A 21245-nucleotide genomic window follows, 5' to 3' on the forward strand; every position below is an offset into this window, starting at 1 on the left:
GAATTAACTGTTGTTCACTCTTCAAGACTTTAAAACGTATTTTTTTGTGATACGGTCTTGTGAGTGCCCACACAGATTGTCTGATTAATTGTTAAAGAGCAGGCTGACATAAAAAATAACATTCTCGTTCAGCCGGGCTGCGTATACTACGCTGTTCGCCCGCAGAGTCAAGCACTGATTATCGCTTTCTCTGCCCGACCTCACAATGTTTATCAGCGTTGTGTCGGTCAGTGGTGGCGCATTATAGGGAATTCTTTGACGCTGGCAATAATTATTTTGAAAAAAGTTAACGACCGATGATTATTCCATCAAATTTAACTTAAGTTATCAATTTTTCTAGTTTTGAAAATCCATACTCCTGCAAAACGGGGATTAATGCATCAGTATCAGTATTCACTTTCATACAGTAAGCAAGACTATCTGCTGAAGTGCAAACAAGATTATTCTGATGTTTAACCAACCAAGCCGTTCTTCGAGCAATAGCAACACCAGAATCAATTAAACGCGTGCCATCAGGTAATATCTGAACTAATTCTTCTGCTAATAATGGAAAATGGGTACAACCCAATACCACTGTATCAGGTGGTTTTTTCATTCCAAGCCACGGTTTCAGTATCTTTTTTAAAATATCGGGAGAGACCTTACCACCATGCAGTTTAATTTCAGCTAATTCTACTAATTCAGCAGAACCTATAGATTCAATCCTGCAACCTGTCGCAAACTTTTCGATAAGTTCTTTTGTATAGGAACGATTAACTGTTGCTCTAGTCGCCAATAATCCAACGACACCATTACGAGTTAACTTTGCAGCAGGTTTTATCGCTGGAACCACACCAACAACCGGAAAGCTGAACCGCTCACGCAGAGCTGGCAAGCTGACTGTACTAGCAGTGTTACATGCAATAACCACTATTGTCAGGGGGTGTTTTTGCTGAATAGCACCAACAATTTGAACGACTCGTTCAACAATAAACTCTTCCGATTTTTCACCATAAGGGAATGCTTCGTTATCAAAAACATATATATAATGGAGATCTGGTAATAATTGTCGGATCTCTTGGTAAATAGATAAGCCGCCTACCCCAGAATCAAACACTAAAACTGTTGGGCGTGCGGCTTTATTTAAATCAGAAGTTATAGCTCCCAGTGAGGTAGTATTCACGTCCTGGAATGCGATAGCCATAAACTGTCTCGTAATCTTTATCAAGCAGGTTGGCTATTCTAGCACGAATTGTCAGATAAGAAGTGACTGGATATGAAACTGTTAAATCCCAAAAGCTGACGCCACCTAATTTCACACGCTTAGCCGGGGATGTACTGAAATCCTTGTCATAACGCCGTCCTAGATATTGATAAGTTAACCCCCAATCAAAATCATATAACTGCCAGTCAAGTTGATATTTCACTTGCTGCTTCGCACGACGAACTAAAATTTCATTAGTTTCACTATTACGGGGGTCAATATACTGTATTGTCAATTGATGCTGAAACATGCCAGTGTCTATTAAGCCAGTCCACTCAACACCTTTAATTTTCGCTTTACCAATATTGTAGTAGCGGCTATTCGCATAATCGATCAATTGCTCAATCTCATTGCGATATACAGTCATACGCCAAGTTAGCTGGCCAGTGACGCCTTCGATACCGCCTTCCCATTGTTTACTTTCTTCCGGTTTCAAATCATGATTACCACCAAAACCGTACATCTGGCTGAGCGTTGGAGCCTTAAATGCCGTACCATAAGAGGCTATCAAGCGATAATCTTTAATAAACTCCCAACCTAAACTGGCTTGCCATGTTGTATTCCAGCCAGCTTCTGAATGTTTATCTGAACGAATTGCACCTTCTAAAATAAAATCTTTCAGTTGTTGCTGTGCTGTCAGATACATTCCTGTATTACGTACCGTTTTACTCTTCGGAATATAACTGGTTCCAGCTTCTATCGATTGTTTTTGGAAATCCACACCGGTACTGACTATGCCCTGATATAGCTGAAAAGTATTCCCCCATTGCAAGTTATATTGTTCAGAATCATTAAGGCTAGCAGACTTATCATAGCGTCCATATTGAGGATCAAAGTTATAGTCTTTTGTATGACTATAACTTGTAATTAACTGGGATGAGTAGATCCCTTGGTTAAATCTGACTCCCATGTCATAGTGGCGACTATAAAGTTCACGAGTATCCGGTCTGGCATATGGATAACTCCAATTAATATCCGCATCATAAGATGTTCTATTGTTATAGCCATAAGCTCGAACAAATCCACTGACTTGCTCATTAAATTTTTGATCGACTCCTAACCAAAGCATTTTGCTCATGAAGCCGTCACGATCAGGTTGTCTAAAACCACCGGTATTACCATCAGCAACAACATCGTATCCTTTGGTATAAGTATAGTTAGCTGCTGCTGTCAGAACTGTATTTTCAGCTAGCGTTTGTTGAATTGCACCATCATAAGTTTGATAGCCATGTGAGCCGATACCTACATTAAGGCTGGTTCCTAGCTTCTCTCTGGTAGTGATGATATTAATAACACCACCAATAGCATCAGAACCATAAACAGCGGAGCGTGGTCCACGGATATACTCAATTTTCTGAACCAATGATACAGGTATTTGGCTTAAATCAGAGGAGCCACTGATGCCCGCTTGATTCAAACGTATTCCATCCATCAGTACTAATACATGACTAGCATGAGTACCACGTATAAACAAAGAGCTTAATTGTCCAATCCCTCCATGCCGCGCAATATCAACACCGGGTAAACGACGCAAAATATCGGCTACACTATTTGACTGCCAACGATCAATTTCATCTCGTGTTACAACAGTATAAGGAGCCAATATGCTTGATATCGGCTGTTTAAAACGACTCGCCGTCACAACCAATGAATCCTGCGACTCCACCGCAACAGAAGCTTGATTCCAGCCAGAAATCACCATAATTGAAACAGTGGATAATAATAACCGCTTTTTATTTATCATGAGAGAAAACATCCCACAATTTATTGTTAGAAGGACACGCTACGATGAAGCGTTGAGCCTATTCATAATAGTAAGCATAGACAGGATCGTGTATGAGTAATAAGAAAACTGGACATTCTTTGCTCTTTCCCTACAATTTTGCACGAAAATTTTTCTTACTACAGATATAAGAGAACAAACATAATGCAAAATCTCCTGCCAACGGAAAGCTATGAACAGCAACTGACGGAGAAAGTCAGCCGTTTAAAAAACATGATGGCACCTTTCCAGCCCCCGAGGCCAGAGGTTTTCCGCTCACCGCTATCTCATTACAGAATGCGAGCAGAATTTCGAATCTGGCATGAGCAGGATGATTTGTACCATATTATGTTCGATCAACAGACGAAACAACGTATTCGCCTTGTTCAATTCCCTGTCGCCAGTAAGTTAATCAACAAAATGATGGTAGTATTAATTGACTCCATTAGATCTGAACAGATCTTGTGTCATAAGCTATTTCAAATTGATTATCTGTCTACTTGCAGTAATAAAATCCTTGTTTCTCTGCTTTATCACAAAAAATTGGGGGAAGAATGGACACAACAAGCATTAAGACTGCGTGAAGCGTTAAGACATAAAGGGTTTGACGTTGAGTTAATTGGCAGAGCCGCTAAAACCAAAATCACATTGGATCATGATTATATTGATGAGGTTTTACCTGTCGCAGGCCGAAACATGATTTATCGCCAGGTGGAAAACAGCTTCACCCAACCAAATGCTAGCGTCAATATTCATATGCTTGAATGGGCAATTAATATTACCAAAGATTCAAAAGGTGATTTACTTGAGCTCTACTGTGGTAATGGCAATTTCTCTCTGGCACTAGCTCAAAATTTTGAACGAGTATTGGCAACAGAAATTGCCAAGCCATCCGTTGCTGCCGCTCAATACAACATTACAGCCAATGGTATTGATAATGTACAAATTATCCGAATGTCAGCAGAGGAATTCACCCAAGCAATGAATGGTGAACGCGAATTTAATCGCCTTCAAGGAATAAATTTAAAAAGCTATCAATGTGAAACTATCTTTGTCGATCCGCCACGTAGCGGCCTTGATGAAAAAACACTTGAGATGGTCCGGGCATATCCACGGATTCTTTATATTTCCTGTAACCCGGAAACCCTTTGCCATAATCTGGAGACATTAACCCAAACGCATAAAATTAGCCATCTGGCTCTGTTTGATCAGTTTCCTTATACTCATCATATGGAATGCGGCGTGCTTCTGGAAAAATTAAACTGATACTTGACAAACATATAAAGCAAAAACGCCGGCAGATAGATCTCTCCGGCGTTTTTCATCAATTAATGACAATTTTCTGTAATTGCCTGGTTTTTACGAATTTTTACCTTTCTGTAAATCCAAAATACCAGTACGGTACCCATTACTGCGGGCAGAAAATTAGAGCCAATTTCAGGGTATTCAACCCTGATAATCGCACTATAACTAAATAATCCTAAGAGGAAACAGGCGACAACCAACTTAGGCATCCCATCTGGCATTGAGTAATTCAAATAGCGCTGATGGATACAATAAACTGATAAAATCAATGTTATCAATGGGAAAACTGAAAAAGAAACAACTGAGCTAAAAACTGCTGAAAATGTTCCATTCGTTGCTAATCCGACAATAAAAGCGAGTAACAATGTACTTTTGTCCTGGCGATATTGTTCCATCATTTCGTTCTCCTCCTTCATAGTTATTTAAGTTTAGGGTTCGGTGGGTTCATTTCTTTGCGATACCAATAATATGCACCTTTAGCAATCATCCGTAGCTGCAAGACTAAACGTTCTTCTAAACGCTGTCTTTTCTCCAAATCAATATCCAGTGCTTCTGCACCTGCACTGAATACTATTGTTACCATTGCCTCTGCCTGCACTTCAGTAAAATGCCTCGGCATACAGCTTTCCTGTTCTAAATAGTCTGCCAGCTCAGCAATAAAATGTTGGATTTCCCGTGCGACAGCGGCACGAAATTCAGCAGAAGTCCCTGAACGTTCACGTAATAATAATCGGAATGCATTTGGGTTATTACCGATAAATTCCATAAAAGTTGAAACAGACGTGCGGATGACACTGCCACCTTTAGCAATACGTTGCCGGGCTTGCCTCATTAACTGACGTAACATCAAACCACTTTCATCCACCATAGTGAGCCCAAGCTCATCAACATCGCGGAAATGACGATAAAATGAAGTGGGTGCAATACCTGCTTCACGGGCGACTTCACGCAAGCTAAGGCTGGTAAAACTCCTTTCGGCACTCAACTGGCTGAAAGCCGCTTCAATCAGTGAACGACGAGTTTTTTCTTTCTGTTTCGCTCTGATGCCGATAATGTTACTCACACGAATCCTGACTCTTTATCTGAACTACATGTTAGGAAATATACCAAATTTTAATACGTTTGCCGTAATGATATGCTTATCATGTCATTTATAATGATCCATGTCATTTTATCAGCGCATTTTCTTATTAGATATTAAGATGATAAAGGTGACTACGCGTAGTCAGAAAATCATTAAAGGAGCATTTCCCCTTTGCTAATTCGATCGTTAGATAATTATTTATTTTCCAAAAACTTCATGGTATCAGCATAACGGGTAAAACTATGTTCAATTCACCCTAAACGATGACATAAACTCCTTATGATGATTGGGTTATTAAGTCAACCAATGTTAATATAGCGTTGTAATTTTGTGTAAAAACAGGTCTTTCCTCTATGCAACATATTCATTTTGACGCCATTGTCATTGGTTCTGGTCCCGGTGGAGAAGGAGCAGCAATGGGATTGGTGAAACAGGGTAAAAGCGTTGCTGTTATTGAACGCTATAATAATGTCGGCGGTGGTTGTACTCATTGGGGTACCATCCCGTCTAAAGCCCTCCGCCACGCCGTCAGTCGTATTATTGAATTTAACCAAAATCCTCTGTACAGTGATAATTCCCGCGTTCTTCGCTCTTCATTTGCTGAAATCCTGCGCCGAGCTGAAATGGTAATTAATCAGCAAACTAGAATGCGTCAAGGATTTTACGAACGTAATGGGTGTCGTATGTTTTCCGGAGAAGCAACATTCATTGATGACCACCGGGTGAGTGTGCGCTATGCTGACGATAACCACGATATTTTAAGCGCAGATAAGATTATTATCGCAACTGGTTCTCGCCCATATTGTCCGCCAGATGTCGATTTCACTCACTCCCGTATTTATAACAGCGATTCCATTCTGAAACTGGATCATGAGCCACGACATGTCATTATTTACGGTGCCGGAGTGATTGGTTGCGAATATGCTTCAATCTTCCGTGGATTAGGCGTAAAAGTTGATTTGATTAACACTCGTAATCACTTACTCGCCTTCCTTGATCAAGAGATGTCAGATGCACTTTCTTACCATTTCTGGAATAGCGGTATAGTGATCCGCCACAATGAAGAATATTCTAAAATTGAAGGTGTTGATGATGGTGTTATCGTTCACCTTAAATCCGGTAAAAAAGTCAAAGCTGACTGTCTGCTTTATGCTAATGGTCGAACAGGTAATACGGATACTTTAGGGCTAAAAAACGTTGGTCTGGAAGCAGATAGCCGCGGTTTACTGAAAGTTAATAAGATCTATCAAACCAGCAACGAAAATATCTACGCTGTAGGAGATGTTATCGGCTATCCAAGCTTGGCCTCAGCTGCTTATGATCAAGGCCGAATTGCCGCCCAAGCGATGACGAAAGGAAACGCCGAAGTTCATCTGATTGAAGATATCCCAACGGGTATCTATACCATTCCTGAAATTAGCTCTGTAGGTAAAACCGAACAACAATTAACAGCAATGAAAGTGCCTTATGAAGTTGGACGCGCACAATTTAAACATCTTGCACGCGCACAAATTGCGGGGATGAACGTAGGAAGCCTGAAAATACTGTTCCACAGAGAAACAAAAGAGATTCTTGGCATTCATTGTTTCGGGGAACGTGCGGCTGAAATTATTCATATCGGCCAGGCAATTATGGAACAGAAAGGTGAAAGTAATACTATCGAATATTTCGTCAATACTACTTTCAACTATCCAACTATGGCTGAAGCCTATCGTGTCGCGGCTTTAAACGGCCTTAATCGGCTATTCTGATTGCCCATAATAAGTGCCCATTTTAGCTCTAATAGCCTCTGCTAGTTGCTCATAGCGACCACGCAGAGGTGAACCAGGACGATAAATCAAAACAACAGACCGCTTAGGTTCAGGGCTGTTACACTCCAGATAGCAGACGCCATCACGTTTTTTCTCTTGTGGCACTGCCAAATCAGGCAATAAGGTTATTCCACTACCGGCAGCAACCATATTACGCAGGGTTTCCAAACTGGTTGCACGAAAATGGGTATCTTCCTTCGCACCAGCCTGAAAACAGAACCCCATTGCCTGATCACGCAAGCAATGACCATCTTCTAGCATCAACAATTTTTCACCTGCCAATTCATCCATAGCGATTTTTTTACGCTCCGCCCAAGGATGGTCATCATAGATAGCTAGTTTCATGGGTTCTTCAAACAATGGCACTTCAATGAAATCTCTTGTCTCCTTAACCATTGCCAGAATCGCACAGTCCAATTTGCCACTATCCAACTGGGCTAACAGACTTTGAGTCTGGGCTTCATACAGATACATTTCCAACTTAGGAAACAAACTATGAAGCCTAGGGATAATATTAGGCAACAGATATGGACCAACTGTCGGGATCAAGCCAATATGCAGAGGACCAGACATATTTTCCCCTTGAAGTGATGCCATTTCCTGCAAAATCCTCACCTCACGGAGAACTGTTCTGGCTTGTTCTACTAATAACATCCCTTGCTGCGTAAACAAAACTTTACGGCTGGTGCGCTCTAATAACATGACCCCCAGATTATCCTCAAGCTTACGAATTTGCCCGCTTAACGTAGGCTGGCTAACGTGGCAAGAATCAGCAGCATGGCGAAAGTGCCGATGCTCCGCAAGCGCCACAAGATATTCCAGATCGCGGATATTCATTCCCACCTCAACATATTTAATATAAATGATAGAAACTACCAATAGATAATTATATCAATGTGAGGAAAAGACTATCAGATAATCCTTAAAAACTTATATATAAAGATCTCACTTATTTTACAGGGGATATACCCGTCATCTTTCAAGTTGCCTCTTTGTTGGCTGCACTCGCTCACCCCGGTCACATAGTTACCTATGCTCCCGGGGATTCACTCCCTTGCCGTCGCGATGCATCTTGAAATCCATAGGGGATAGATTAATCCCCCCTGCTGACGATGACTAACTTAATTTTAGCCTCTGTTTAGCCTCTACAATCGCTTTCATAACTTGTTTTGGCGATACGCCACCTTTTGCAAGGCGTTTGTCCAAGCAAGATTGCAGAGACAAAATATCATATACATCTTCAATAATTGCACTGCTGAACTTCTGCAACTCTGTCAATGGCAACGCTTCCAGCGCCTTACCCTGAGTAAGCGCCATCATCACAATTTCCCCAACAATATGGTGGGCTTCACGGAATGGAACCCCTTTTGCAACCAAATAGTCAGCTAATTCAGTCGCGTTAGCATAACCCTGTTTAGCTGCTTCTGCGCAACGTGAACGCCTGACCTGAATACCGTCTAACACCAACGCAGCCATATGCAAACAATCCAGCCAAATGTCCAGCGCATCAAACAACCCTTCTTTATCCTCCTGCATATCTTTATTATAAGCCAGCGGCAGACCTTTCAAGGTCATCATCATACCGGTTAATGCCCCCTGCACTCGGCCACATTTACCACGGATTAACTCCAGTGCATCCGGGTTTTTCTTCTGTGGCATCAGAGAAGAACCGGAAGTGACTCGATCTGACAGTTCAATAAATCCTGCTTCACCGCTATTAAAGAAAATGAGATCTTCCGCAAAACGGGAAAGATGGATCATACTAATGCTGGCATTAGATAGCAGTTCCAATACATGGTCACGATCTGAAACACTATCTAGGCTGTTACGCGTCGCTGAAGCAAAACCTAGCCATGATGCTAGTTGTTCGCGGTCAATATCATAAGCGGTTCCAGCCAATGCACCGCACCCAAGCGGGCTAGTATTCAGCCGTTTTAAAGTATCCTGTAACCGATTTTCATCACGGACCAACATTTCTACATATGCCAAGCACCAGTGAGCAAATGTAATAGGCTGCGCTCTTTGCAGATGGGTATAACCCGGCATCACCGTATCCTGATTCTTCTCTGCGGTGATCACCAATACCTGTTGTAATTCCACAATTGCCTGATGGAGATGTGAAATGTATTCTTTACACCAAAGTTTAAGATCTGTTGCCACCTGATCGTTACGGCTACGACCAGTGTGAAGCTTCTTACCCAGCTCACCAACTTTACTGATCAACTGCCCTTCTACCCAACTATGGATATCTTCTGCATCACTTTGCAAGATGGCTTGTGGGTTAGCCTGAACCTCATTCAGCAATTCATTTAATACCAGCTCCAATCTTTGTTGTTCTTCAACGGTCAACACACCAACCGTTATCAACGCTTTCGACCATGCAACTGAACCGGTAATATCCTGTTCCGCTAACCGGTAATCAAAGCGAAGTGAATCGTTAAATTGTTTGAACCGTTGATCTGCTTTCTGACTGAAACGCCCGCCCCAGAGTGCCATATTTTTGTTCCTGATTATCTGATGTCTGAGTGATTGATTACCTTTCATAAACAGCAATTTCATTCGCAACATGGAGATAATAGACTCGAAAAATCAAATACAAGGATGAATTCACGATCTGGTCATTACCTCCATAACTACGAACGATGAAATTACTCTTTACTATTTAATGCCCGAATGCGCGAAGGGAGAGAATACAGACGGATAAATCCTGCTGCATGGCTGTGATCGTAAACCTCATCTTCACCAAACGTTGCAAACGCTTCAGAATAAAGGCTATTTGTTGATCTTTTCTGGATCGCTGTTACCTGCCCTTTATAGAGTTTCAGTACTACTTCACCGCTGACATCCGCAGCCAACGTCTCAGCCGCTGCCTGAATAGATCGACGTAGCGGGGCAAACCAACGTCCGTCATAAACGACATAAGACATTTCTAGCCCAAGCTGCTGACGCCATTTAAAGCTATCGCGGTCCAGAACCAGTTGTTCAACACCACGCAACGCAGCCATCATGATGGTTCCTCCCGGCGTTTCATAACAACCACGAGATTTCATTCCCACCAGCCGGTTTTCCACGATATCGATACGACCGATACCATGTTTTACTCCCAGAATATTCAGCGCTTCAAGGCATTGATATGGAGACATTACTTTGCCGTTGACCCCAACAACCTCGCCTTTCTCAATCATGACACTAACCAATTCAGCTTCATCTGATGCCTCTTCTGGATCGACTGTCCACACCCAACAATCTTTATTGGATGCATTCCAAGTGCTTTCCAGTACACCACCTTCGGTAGAGATATGCCACGCATTCTCATCACGGCTGTAAATTTTCTCCAATGTTGCAGTGGTTGGAATATCTCGTGCTTTCAGATAATCCAGCAACGCTTCACGGGAACGTAAATCCCACTCTCTCCACGGTGCAACTACTTTTAGCTGAGGGGCTAGTGCCGTATAAGTGCTTTCAAACCGAACCTGATCGTTACCCTTACCTGTTGCACCATGAGCAAGTGCATCTGCTCCTACTTTCAGTGCCAATTCAACCTGTGCTTTAGCAATAATGGGGCGTGCCATTGAAGTGCCCAACAAATAGCTACCTTCATACAGAGCACCGGTTTTCAGTACCGGATAAACATAATCTTTAATGAATTCCTCACGCAGATCCACAACGTGACATTCTGACGCGCCAGAACGCAAAGCTTTCTGCTCCACGCCTTCCAAATCTTCACGGCTTTGCCCCACATCAGCAACAAACGCAACAACTTCACAGTTGCCATAATGCTCCTTCAGCCAAGGAATAATGGCAGAAGTATCCAGACCACCAGAATAGGCAAGAACGATTTTTTTGATATCTTTAGTATGCATGAAGTTACCCTTTGAAATTCCGTTGTTATTTATCAGCAAAGCTTTGCCGAAAATTAATCAAACTTAATTTAAGCCAGAATACGAGTACCGACGGGAACACCGTTAAATAGATCGGTCAGTTGATCTGCATGACGCCAACTGGCGATATCTACCGGACGATCTAATGTCCTGGCTGCATCTAGAGCGGCATTCACCTTCACAATCATACCGTCAGTAATGATGCCATGAGCAATAAGCTGTTCTGCTTTCTCAACATTTATGTCAGGGATTTTCTGCCCTTTACCATCCAAAATACCGCTAACATCAGAGAGCAATACCAAATCAGCACCTAGCGTCTGAGCTATCGCCGTTGCTGCTTGATCGGCATTCACATTCATCAGCTCCCCTTTATCCGTTACCCCAATCGAGCTGATAATGGGCATATAACCCGCATCCAATAACGTTTTCAGCAACTTAGCATCGCCCGGCATCGCTTTTCCCACATGCCCCAACTCTTCACTCAGTTGGGAAACCGTGACCACATTACCATCTCCTAAATATAATCCAACTGATGCAAGTTGATATTTAGTCGCCCACGACAACAAGGTCTTATTGGCGATACCAGCCAATGCGCCGGTGATAATCCCAATCTGATCAGCGGGTGTTACTCGTAATCCTTGTTCCTTCACTATCGGTAGCTGCAACTTCTCCATCAGCTCATCCACCAGATATCCTCCCCCATGAACAACAACCAACTGGCGTTCATGTGTTTGCCGATATTCCTGCAATGCAGTAAACACACGTTCCAATGCTTCTTCATTGTCCAGTAACACGCCACCTAACTTTATGACTAAAGGTTCCATCTGCTCTACTCCTTCACGTCAATAATTAAAGTAATGCCTGAGTTTCTTCAAACCCAAAACGTATATTCATACACTGAACTGCCTGAGCTGCCGCGCCCTTCAAAAGATTATCCTCAGTACCCACAACAATCAAATGGTCACCCTGTACAACAAAACCAATATCACAGAACGGTAACCCAACAACGGATTTCAATGCTGGCACTCCTTTGCTGTAAAGCCTTACCAATGGCTTATCTTTGTATGCTTGACGATACACCTCATCTATCTGTTCTGCGGTAACACCCGACTTCAACTTACAGGTAATTGTGGCAAGAATACCCCGGGCGAAATTGCCAAGATGTGGAGTAAAAACCACTCTGGTTCCCAGATGTTCCTCAATCTCCGGTTGATGACGATGGGTAAATATTCCATAAGGTTGCAAACTGATTTCGCAGAAACTGTTGGTCATACTGGCTTTCCGGCCTGCTCCACTTACACCACTAGTCGCATTAATCACCGGCCAATAGCTGATATCCAGCAAACTATTTTCCAACAGCGGTTTCAGGCAGAGTTGAGAAACTGTTGGGTAACATCCCGGTACAGCAACTAATTGGGCCTGTTTGATGTTTTCAGCCTGCCATTCGGCAAGTCCATATACTGCTTGTGCTAACCATTCAGTATGCTTATGTTTGAATCCGTAGTATTGTTGATAAATCTGAGCATTTTGTACGCGGTAGGCACCGGAGAGATCAAATACAGTGCAACCTGCTGCCAGAAATAGCGGCGCAATGTCATGACTAACTTCATGGGCGGTGGCAAGGAAAACCACATCAATCCCTTTAGCAGCATTAATAATATCAGTCAGCGGTTGCAGCGGTAGATCAACAATGCCTTTATACTGTGGATGTAAATCTGAGAAGCATTTATCTGCATCAACGCTCTGAGCAGAAACCATGAGTCTAATCAGATTCGTATGCGGATGACGATGCAGATATGCTGCCAGTTCTGCTCCGGTGTAACCACTTGCACCAACAACCAGCGTATTCAACATAGGATATCGTTACCTTGTGCTCAGTATTTAAACGGGATAATGTATTTTTATTCAAAAAAAATGCATGAATATTGATACTATCATGAATAAAGGCTGTCAACAGTGAATATTAAATTACCTCCATTTATTGAGCTATTTCGGCAATTAATCGCGACGCCATCTATCAGTGCCACCGATATCAGTATTGACCAAAGTAACGAGTCTCTCATCAACCTACTGGCAAGTTGGTTGAAAGAAATTGGTTTCGAAATTGAGATACAGCCCGTCCCCAAAGCCCTCGGAAAATACAATCTACTAGCTACATTGGGACGTGGCCCAGGTGGATTACTATTGTGTGGACACACTGATACCGTACCCTTTGACGAAGGTCTCTGGACGAAAGATCCTTTCACCCTGACAGAACGCGATAACAAACTGTACGGTTTAGGTACAGCAGACATGAAAGGCTTTTTCGCCTTTATTATTGATGCGTTGCGGGACATTGATGTCAGCAAAATAACCCGTCCGCTGTACATTCTGGCAACCGCAGATGAAGAGACGACAATGGCGGGAGCCCGCTATTTTGCCGCAAGTACCACTATCCGCCCAGATTTCGCTATTATTGGTGAACCCACTTCATTGCATCCTATCTGTGCACACAAAGGACATTTATCAAACGCTATCCGCATTGTTGGCCAATCCGGGCACTCCAGTGATCCAGATCGTGGTATAAATGCCATTGACTTGATGCACGAATCTATTGGTCACCTGATTGAACTACGCGATACGCTAAAAGAGCGTTACAATAACCCGGCGTTTACCATTCCATACCCAACCATGAACTTCGGCTATATTCATGGAGGTGACGCAGTAAACCGTATTTGTGCCCACTGTGAATTACATATGGATATTCGCCCATTACCGGGACTAACGCTACAGGATCTGAACGGACTGCTAAATGAAGCGCTAGAACCAATGAAGCAACGTTGGCCTGGCCGCTTAACTATCGATGAATTACATTCCCCTATTCCCGGTTATGAATGTCCAACCGATCACAAAATGGTTGACGTGATTGAAAAACTGCTAGGGCGCAAAGCTGAAACGGTCAATTACTGTACCGAAGCACCCTTCATTCAGAAAGTATGCCCAACTTTAGTCCTTGGCCCGGGCTCTATTGAACAAGCACATCAACCGGATGAGTTCATTGATATGTCATTTATTGGACCTACCAGAAAGATAATTTCCCAGTTAATAGATCATTTTTGTCTAAGCAATAATTAATCGTTTTACTCGTCCCCCAAAAGTCAGGGGGACTCAAGCATCATAACAATCAACAAAAGTACTCCTCCCAAGCATTCTGATACATAAGCAATACTTATAGAGTATGACCTGCCATTAAATTTTAGAAATTTCGCCCAAACTGATTATTTTCTGATATGAATATGAGGGCTTAGGGTCAATGCAACACTGTGGCGCCACAAAAAATAACTTCCCGCCACTTAAATAAAATTTTTCTACAGAAACAGAATCAACATTCTGCCAGCAATAAAGGCTAAGAGTCACATGAACCAACAATATTCTGCAATGCGTAGTAATGTCAGCATGCTAGGTAAGCTGCTCGGAGACACGATCAAAGAAGCTTTAGGAGAAGATATTCTCGATAAAGTTGAGACTATCCGCAAATTATCCAAATCATCCCGCGCAGGTAATGAAGCACACCGCCAGCAGCTATTATCTACATTGCAAAACCTATCTAATAATGAACTGTTACCAGTTGCCCGTGCTTTCAATCAATTTCTCAACCTGACAAACGTCGCAGAACAATATCACAGTATCTCCCCGCATGGTGAAGCTGCCAGCAACCCCGTTGCGTTAGCGAAATTATTCACTCGCTTAAAAGAAAAAAATTTCAATAATGGCGATCTGAAAAAAGCGGTAAATGAACTGTCTATTGAACTGGTTCTCACCGCTCACCCAACTGAAATCGCTCGTCGTACATTGATCCATAAACTGGTAGCCGTCAACACCTGTCTATCGCAACTCGATCACGATGATCTAGCGGACTATGAGCGTAACAACATTATGCGCCGTCTGCGCCAGTTAGTTGCCCAGTCATGGCATACCGATGAAATCCGCAAAATCCGTCCTACCCCAATTGATGAAGCGAAATGGGGGTTTGCTATGGTGGAAAACAGCTTGTGGGAGGGTGTACCAGCATTCCTGCGTGAATTCAATGAACAACTGGAAGAGTCAATTGATTACAGCCTGCCAGTTGAAGCGGTACCTGTCCGCTTTACTTCTTGGATGGGCGGCGACCGGGACGGTAACCCGAATGTCACCGCTGAAGTCACTCGTCATGTATTACTGCTTAGCCGCTGGAAAGCAGCCGATCTATTCCTAAAAGATATTCAGGTTCTGGTTTCTGAGCTCTCCATGTCTGAATGCACACCAGAAGTTCGTAAACTAGCTGGGGGTGATGAAATTCTGGAACCTTACCGAGAAATTGCTAAAAAATTGCGGACACAACTCAGCAATACATTGACCTATTTGGAGAAGCAACTGAAAGGAGAGCAAGTTCTGCCACCAACTGATTTGCTGGTGGATAACGAACAGCTTTGGCAACCACTTTACGCCTGTTATCAGTCACTAAAAACCTGCGGGATGGAAATCATTGCCAACGGTCAATTATTAGATATCTTACGCCGTATCCGTTGTTTCGGCTTATCGCTGGTACGCATCGATGTACGTCAAGAAAGCACTCGCCATACAACTGCCATTTCTGAACTGACGCAATACCTGGAATTAGGTGACTACGCCAGTTGGTCAGAAGAAGAAAAACAGGCTTTCCTACTGTATGAATTACACTCCAAACGTCCATTGATTCCACACAACTGGCAGCCGAGCGCTGAAACGCAAGAAGTTTTCGCAACCTGTAAAGTGATTGCCGAGTCACCGCAAGACGCTATCGCCGCTTACGTTATCTCAATGGCCAAAGCACCTTCTGACGTATTAGCAGTTCACTTGCTACTGAAAGAAGCCGGTTGTCCGTTCACTTTACCCGTTGCCCCATTGTTCGAAACCCTTGATGACCTGAATAATGCTGAAAATATCATTCAGCAATTAATGAATATTCAATGGTATCGCGAACTGATTCATGACAAACAGATGGTGATGATTGGTTATTCTGACTCAGCAAAAGATGCCGGAGTGATGGCTGCGGCATGGGCACAATACCGAGCACAGGATGCCTTGATCAATGTTTGTGAAAAAGAGGGTATTACGCTGACCTTATTCCATGGTCGCGGCGGTACTATCGGCCGTGGCGGGGCGCCAGCACATGCAGCGCTGCTTTCCCAACCACCGGGAAGCCTGAAAGGTGGCCTACGTGTGACCGAGCAAGGCGAAATGATCCGCTTTAAATTCGGTCTGCCACAGGTCACTATCAGTAGCTTAGCCTTGTATGCCAGTGCGATTCTGGAAGCAAACCTCCTACCACCACCGGAACCTAAACCAGAATGGCATCAGGTGATGGATACCCTATCTGATGTTTCCTGTAAGATGTATCGCGATTATGTGCGTGAACAGCCCGATTTTGTACCTTATTTCCGCGCGGCAACACCAGAACAGGAATTAGCCAAACTGCCTTTAGGTTCTCGCCCAGCCAAGCGTCATCCGGCGGGTGGTGTGGAAAGTTTACGCGCTATCCCGTGGATTTTCGCCTGGACACAAAATCGTCTAATGTTACCAGCCTGGTTAGGTGCAGGTGCCGCGCTACAACAAGTTGTAAATGATGGGAAACAGGATGTACTAGCAGAAATGTGCCGTGATTGGCCTTTTTTCACCACTCGGATTGGTATGTTGGAAATGGTCTTCGCCAAAGCTGATTTGTGGTTGGCAGAATATTATGATCATCGTCTGGTAGATAAGAACTTATGGCCGCTAGGTCAGAAACTGCGCAAGCAACTCTCCGCGGATATTAAGACGGTATTAGCCATTTCCAAAGATGAACACCTAATGGCAGATTTACCGTGGATTGCAGAATCAATCGCCCTGCGTAATGTTTACACTGATCCATTAAACGTCCTACAGGTAGAACTATTACTGCGTTCCCGTCAACAGCAATATTCTGATCCACAGGTTGAACAAGCGTTGATGGTCACCATTGCCGGTATCGCAGCAGGAATGCGAAATACAGGTTAGTCGCAGTCAGACAGGAGACAATCTCCGCACGACGGTAGTAACACTATTGAGCACAGTACCGGTATCTTTTTTCTCCAGACAACCCCGTACAACATGTGCTCAATAGACAACGAAAAAGAAGCCATTTTTCACCAGACGAAGCCTAATTTAAGAAAAATCCCTTATCACTTATCCAACCCTTTTTCCGCAGTAAAATAAGCACGGAAGCAATAACCCCCGCAAAAATTTCGATCATTACATAAATAAAATTTAATAATGTGATTTTCTCTCACTTCCCTAGAATTGTGCTTTTCCATTTCTAAGAGGATTCAGTCGTGAAGAAAAATAAACTTGCCATATTGCTATCTCTTGCTTCCTTGTTTGGCGTTAATGCCTATGCCCAAACAGAGCAACCGAAGGAGGTCCCTACTGCTCAAAATGCCCTGGCAGCTCAACCTCAGCTACTGCCTAACCCTGAGAGTCCTATTCGGGCTGAAGAAGATAAAAAGCTCGACATTAAATCTGGGGTAGCTTACGCCCCTGCACCTCCGCTAACCAATATGTGGGTCTATGCCGTTGGCTCAACGAATTGCGGATGGGAATACACTTCCAACTTGCCGGTGACAAACTGCAATCATGGAGGACAGCAGCTCCGCGCCGCCGTTCTGGAAGTTGGCTACGGCTATAACTCCTTTGCTTGGATGAACGGCGGCGCACTGCCATACTCGCTGTACTCTTCTACACCTGTTTGCATCACAAACGGGTACTACAATTGGCCATGTGCTGCGGGCCAAATTGTGGTTGGTTTCCTTAAGGAATACAGCCTCGATGGCTACCAGAACGGTATCTTCAGCTACCAGAACACTTCCGCTAATTGGCCTCGAAATACCATGTCAACGCAGATTAGCATTCTTTGATCTACTGCTGAAACCCGCTTAAGAGTCTGTAAAGGGCGGGAAACCGCCCTTGTTCATTTTTACGAATAGATATCGACGCCGATGGTTTAGCCTCGTAATTAAGTAATTATATTAAATTAACTTAAAAGTTTACTTCTGTGAATTTTTCACAAATTATTTCCGTTAGGCTCCCTCTGTAGAAGTGCCTGTACCCAGTAATAAAGTCATTAATCAACGAATGCACAAAATAATATCGCTCGTGGCTTGCAATAATACACCTGATTAATCTCTTAAAGCTTCTTAAGGTTTTTCGCCTAAACTTTATGCCACGAACTCCCTTGAATACTTAACGGCGGCCATTCTTGGCTTTCAGTGATAGGTGCCGTAGCCGTAAGGTCCCTAGCTTGCTGTAACATCCGCTCGACCAAGTTGGTCAACAGCTCAGCATCCAGCCTCTCCAACCATTCACGGCTCCAGAGCAGAGTCTCTCCCTCACCACTACGGCTCAGTTGCAATGATGGCCAATCGGCCAATGTAGCCAACGAACAAGGTTCGACATCACCTAGTGGAATAAACAAAGTTACCAACTCATCGCGTTGGCGGATATGCAAACTAAAAGGGCCGAGAGGTAGATCGAGCCCTTCCGCATGCAGAGATTCTTCGGTCTGCCCAAGGCGTCGGCACAGTTCCGATAATAAGGCATTAAACATGGTTACTCTTTATGGTTGTCAAACACAGATTCAGTCGGCGGCCACAGGTTAGCGATCGGTGGATTACTCGGCGTGCCTTGCAACCTACCACCTATGGTCGCAGCCCAAGGATCGATGACGTGTGCTTGCTTACCCCAAGTTTCGGGTTTGCTGAGTTCACTGTTGGGATCGCGACCGACCACTACAAAGCAGTGGGTCTGGCTATGCCCCTTGGCACCACGATGAGCGACTACCTCAATGCGCTGCTGGTTATCTTGATTGTGCTTCATCAGCTCGGCTGCCGCGGAGTAGGCAAAAGTCGTGCAGCAACCAGCTTGGGCTTGAGCGACACAGGCGGCAATAGATTTCAGTTGGTTAAGACTGACGTTTCCTCGTTTAGCGGCAATAGCCGCCATATTGGACATATCATTGGCCTGTTTGTTAGCAGCCTTGCGACTCTGACTGCCCCCAAATGAATCCAATCTCTCTTCAACCTGCCGACGATGAGAGCTGTGCTTTCCGACGAATGTAAGTCCATCAGTACATGCATAAGTTTCCATCTTCTGTAAGGCTGGCATAGCCTGCTTTAACATGGCCTGAGGGCTAGTCGTCGTCACCTTTGGCTGGAGGGTACGCACCACAACGCCTTGTTCTGCCAGAGCCTGTTTAAGCTCGGCAAGGCGGGTACTACGAGCCGCCACCTCTTTAGGGTGGTGGCTCTCCCAATGCTGGATAGCATCCTGCACCCGTTGGGCCTGCGCACTGTTGGGAGCACTCTGCAACCGACGCAATTCGGTGATCAAATGCTTGAGATCCGAACTCTGGAAGTGCAGAGGGCCACGTCGGACAGACTGTTCGAACAAGCGGTTACCCTGTTCAAGTAGGGGAGAAGCTGCTGCGTGCTGAGGAACTTGCGTTTGGCTAAGCAGCGTATGGCCGCTAATGGATGAAATTGGCATAACCTTTTCCAACATAAATTGAATTAATTAAGGTCATCTTAGTATTTTTCCTACCCTACTTATGTAAAAAAGTGACCCGATTTTTATCTGTTTTAGGTGTCAGAAGAGAAGGATTATCTGGGGATAGGTGCCTGGGATTATTGAAGCATAACAGTTCATACTGGACGAAGGCTTATGGCGGACTTTACTTATTAAACCAAGATGATCTAACAATGACAATCTAGGATTTTCAGGCATTCACAACCGCTTTGAATGACGCTTTCACTCCCAATACTGCTTTACAAAATGCAATAAATGCTGCGCGCAAGGTGAAACGTGTTTGAAGAGCAATGCCTTGATCCAAGCTACCATCAACACAAGGCTTTCACTTCTGGAGTAAACGAGCTTGACGATTACCTTCAACGCTTTGCCGTCCAACAAAGCAAAAATGGAATTACATTATCCAGCCACCGATAATTCGGTACTCCATACTTATTAAGCAAATAAGCAAATAAGCAAATAAGCAAATAAGCAAATAAGCAAATAAGCAAATAAGCAAATAAGCAAATAAGTAAATAAGTAAATAAGTAAATAAGTAAATAAGTAAATAAGTAAATAAGTAAATAAGTAAATAAGTAAATAAGTAAATAAGTAAATAAGTAAATAAGTAAATAAGTAAATAAGTAAATAAGTAAATAAGTAAATAAGTAAATAAGTAAATAAGTAAATAAGTAAATATAAACCAAAAACCATATAAATTAAACTTAAATAATATAGAAACCTAAAGTTAATTTAAAATTTACCTTCTATAAATATCTCATAAATTGCTTCTATACCCTATGGATTTCAAGATGCATCGCGGCGGCAAGGGAACGAATCCCCGGGAGCATAGACAACTATGTGACCGGGGTGAGTGAGTGCAGCCAACAAAGAAGCAACTTGAAAGATAACGGGTATATACCCAAGAAACTTCAAGATGCAGTTTTTAGCACCTGAAAATGGTCGTTAATTCTAGACATCAGCGAGTCCGCTATATCCGGTAGCGTTGTGGTGAAAAATTTGAAGACGTTGTCTCGAAATTCATGTTTATCAGCGAAATAACGGTTATTTCGAACCTGTTCATTCATGACCTTCCATAATCGCTCTATCGGGTTTAAATTTGGGCTGTATGGCGGAAGGAATGTCACTCAATATTGCTAACATAAGCCCACTCCTTCACAAGATGAGCTTTGTTGTAACCCGCCCCATCCACAATAATATGGCGGTCAACAGTGGTCTAATGGAGTCGCAATGCCTGGGCTATCATCATAGAACTCTACCCTTCAGAAACCAAAAGGATAGCTTTTATATTCTGTCTCGTACTTGACCATCGCGAGTGGTGTCGTGAAGACGTTCAAGTTTGATTTTTTGTTTTGATGTAATAAATATTTTCATAGCGAGGATAATGATCTCCATTTCGGATAAAATCAAGCATCTTCAATGATTACGGGTATATATTAAATAATTTAATTAATAACAAAGTTTTATTTATTACTATCCTTACCACCCATTCAACTCTATAAAATAAATATCAACAACATATTAATCCTAATTATCCAACGAGATAATAAAAATTTAAGCTTTA

At 43.1% G+C, this 21245-nt stretch carries 16 protein-coding genes and 1 pseudogene; 5 read left to right on the plus strand and 12 right to left on the minus strand.

Annotated features, from left to right (window positions below; genetic code table 11):
- Nucleotides 1-319: 319 nt before the first annotated feature.
- Both murI and btuB read right to left on the minus strand, forming a co-directional pair.
- Entirely contained in the window at nt 320-1183 is an 864-nt protein-coding gene (gene murI / locus AACQ38_RS19360) for a glutamate racemase (protein WP_011148802.1), read from the minus strand.
- On the minus strand, nt 1128-2987 hold the full coding sequence (gene btuB, locus AACQ38_RS19365; protein WP_165578844.1) for a TonB-dependent vitamin B12 receptor BtuB: 1860 nt from the start codon (nt 2985-2987) through the stop codon (nt 1128-1130). Before btuB ends, murI begins: the two co-directional genes overlap by 56 nt.
- A 180-nt stretch (nt 2988-3167) precedes the next feature.
- On the opposite strand from btuB, the gene trmA reads away from it, so the two are divergent.
- A complete protein-coding gene (gene trmA / locus AACQ38_RS19370; protein ID WP_339367072.1) occupies nt 3168-4271 on the plus strand; it encodes a tRNA (uridine(54)-C5)-methyltransferase TrmA in 1104 nt (367 codons plus the stop codon).
- A 62-nt stretch (nt 4272-4333) separates the two neighbouring features.
- Here trmA and AACQ38_RS19375 read toward each other — a convergent pair whose 3' ends face one another.
- Together AACQ38_RS19375 and fabR are read right to left on the minus strand one after the other, a co-directional pair.
- Complete coding sequence (locus AACQ38_RS19375; RefSeq protein WP_011148805.1) at nt 4334-4705, minus strand: YijD family membrane protein; 372 nt, start codon at nt 4703-4705, stop codon at nt 4334-4336.
- A 23-nt stretch (nt 4706-4728) separates the two neighbouring features.
- A complete protein-coding gene (gene fabR / locus AACQ38_RS19380; protein WP_011148806.1) occupies nt 4729-5373 on the minus strand; it encodes an HTH-type transcriptional repressor FabR in 645 nt (214 codons plus the stop codon).
- A 374-nt stretch (nt 5374-5747) separates the two neighbouring features.
- Between fabR and sthA the strand changes: the two genes are divergently transcribed.
- Nucleotides 5748-7145: a Si-specific NAD(P)(+) transhydrogenase gene (gene sthA, locus AACQ38_RS19385; protein ID WP_011148807.1), complete on the plus strand. Its 1398-nt coding sequence runs from the start codon at nt 5748-5750 to the stop codon at nt 7143-7145.
- Here the strand turns inward: sthA and oxyR are convergent.
- From oxyR to argC, 5 genes are all read right to left on the minus strand, one after another.
- A complete protein-coding gene (gene oxyR / locus AACQ38_RS19390; RefSeq protein ID WP_165578846.1) occupies nt 7137-8042 on the minus strand; it encodes a DNA-binding transcriptional regulator OxyR in 906 nt (301 codons plus the stop codon). The two genes, sthA and oxyR, sit on opposite strands and share 9 nt — an antisense overlap.
- Nucleotides 8043-8321: 279 nt before the next feature.
- Nucleotides 8322-9701 carry an argininosuccinate lyase gene (argH, locus tag AACQ38_RS19395; protein ID WP_165578847.1) on the minus strand — a complete coding sequence of 460 codons (1380 nt, stop codon included), beginning with the start codon at nt 9699-9701 and terminating at the stop codon, nt 8322-8324.
- A 152-nt stretch (nt 9702-9853) separates the two neighbouring features.
- Nucleotides 9854-11068 (minus strand): argininosuccinate synthase, encoded by a 1215-nt coding sequence (locus AACQ38_RS19400; RefSeq protein WP_165578848.1) that lies wholly within the window; start codon nt 11066-11068, stop codon nt 9854-9856.
- A 68-nt stretch (nt 11069-11136) separates the two neighbouring features.
- Nucleotides 11137-11910: an acetylglutamate kinase gene (gene argB, locus AACQ38_RS19405; RefSeq protein ID WP_011148811.1), complete on the minus strand. Its 774-nt coding sequence runs from the start codon at nt 11908-11910 to the stop codon at nt 11137-11139.
- Nucleotides 11911-11935: 25 nt separating this feature from the next.
- The gene (argC, locus tag AACQ38_RS19410; protein ID WP_165578849.1) at nt 11936-12940 is read right to left on the minus strand and encodes an N-acetyl-gamma-glutamyl-phosphate reductase; all 1005 of its coding nucleotides are present in this window, start codon (nt 12938-12940) and stop codon (nt 11936-11938) included.
- Between the two features lie 102 nt (nt 12941-13042).
- On the opposite strand from argC, the gene argE reads away from it, so the two are divergent.
- The 3 genes from argE (at nt 13043) to AACQ38_RS19425 (ending at nt 18015) form a co-directional block, all read left to right on the plus strand.
- The gene (gene argE / locus AACQ38_RS19415; RefSeq protein WP_165578850.1) at nt 13043-14200 is read left to right on the plus strand and encodes an acetylornithine deacetylase; all 1158 of its coding nucleotides are present in this window, start codon (nt 13043-13045) and stop codon (nt 14198-14200) included.
- Between the two features lie 282 nt (nt 14201-14482).
- Nucleotides 14483-17119, plus strand: a complete 2637-nt coding sequence (ppc, locus tag AACQ38_RS19420) for a phosphoenolpyruvate carboxylase (protein ID WP_011148814.1) — start codon at nt 14483-14485, stop codon at nt 17117-17119.
- Between the two features lie 314 nt (nt 17120-17433).
- Nucleotides 17434-18015, plus strand: a complete 582-nt coding sequence (locus AACQ38_RS19425; RefSeq protein WP_011148816.1) for a YolA family protein — start codon at nt 17434-17436, stop codon at nt 18013-18015.
- A gap of 293 nt (nt 18016-18308) precedes the next feature.
- On the opposite strand, the gene AACQ38_RS19430 is transcribed toward AACQ38_RS19425, so the two are convergent.
- From AACQ38_RS19430 to AACQ38_RS24175, 3 genes and pseudogenes are all read right to left on the minus strand, one after another.
- Nucleotides 18309-18704: a type III secretion system chaperone gene (locus AACQ38_RS19430; RefSeq protein WP_011148817.1), complete on the minus strand. Its 396-nt coding sequence runs from the start codon at nt 18702-18704 to the stop codon at nt 18309-18311.
- A 2-nt stretch (nt 18705-18706) separates the two neighbouring features.
- Nucleotides 18707-19642 (minus strand): hypothetical protein, encoded by a 936-nt coding sequence (locus tag AACQ38_RS19435; protein WP_165578851.1) that lies wholly within the window; start codon nt 19640-19642, stop codon nt 18707-18709.
- Nucleotides 19643-20592: 950 nt separating this feature from the next.
- Nucleotides 20593-20882 (minus strand): annotated as a pseudogene (locus AACQ38_RS24175) (transposase); the annotation flags it as partial.
- Nucleotides 20883-21245: the final 363 nt, after the last annotated feature.

Origin of the sequence: Photorhabdus sp. RW14-46 (genome assembly GCF_963887965.1) — a bacterium.
GTDB classification, from domain to species: Bacteria; Pseudomonadota; Gammaproteobacteria; order Enterobacterales; family Enterobacteriaceae; genus Photorhabdus; species Photorhabdus laumondii.

Bases quoted from the DNA above. Each gene is read 5' to 3' on its own strand.
- oxyR (WP_165578846.1), bottom strand. From the start codon at position 8,042: ATGAATATCCGCGATCTGGAATATCTTGTGGCGCTTGCGGAGCATCGG.
- AACQ38_RS19375 (WP_011148805.1), bottom strand. From the start codon at position 4,705: ATGGAACAATATCGCCAGGACAAAAGTACATTGTTACTCGCTTTTATT.
- sthA (WP_011148807.1), top strand. From the start codon at position 5,748: ATGCAACATATTCATTTTGACGCCATTGTCATTGGTTCTGGTCCCGGT.
- ppc (WP_011148814.1), top strand. From the start codon at position 14,483: ATGAACCAACAATATTCTGCAATGCGTAGTAATGTCAGCATGCTAGGT.
- btuB (WP_165578844.1), bottom strand. From the start codon at position 2,987: ATGATAAATAAAAAGCGGTTATTATTATCCACTGTTTCAATTATGGTG.
- argH (WP_165578847.1), bottom strand. From the start codon at position 9,701: ATGGCACTCTGGGGCGGGCGTTTCAGTCAGAAAGCAGATCAACGGTTC.
- AACQ38_RS19400 (WP_165578848.1), bottom strand. From the start codon at position 11,068: ATGCATACTAAAGATATCAAAAAAATCGTTCTTGCCTATTCTGGTGGT.
- argB (WP_011148811.1), bottom strand. From the start codon at position 11,910: ATGGAACCTTTAGTCATAAAGTTAGGTGGCGTGTTACTGGACAATGAA.
- murI (WP_011148802.1), bottom strand. From the start codon at position 1,183: ATGGCTATCGCATTCCAGGACGTGAATACTACCTCACTGGGAGCTATA.
- argC (WP_165578849.1), bottom strand. From the start codon at position 12,940: ATGTTGAATACGCTGGTTGTTGGTGCAAGTGGTTACACCGGAGCAGAA.
- AACQ38_RS19430 (WP_011148817.1), bottom strand. From the start codon at position 18,704: ATGTTTAATGCCTTATTATCGGAACTGTGCCGACGCCTTGGGCAGACC.
- AACQ38_RS19435 (WP_165578851.1), bottom strand. From the start codon at position 19,642: ATGCCAATTTCATCCATTAGCGGCCATACGCTGCTTAGCCAAACGCAA.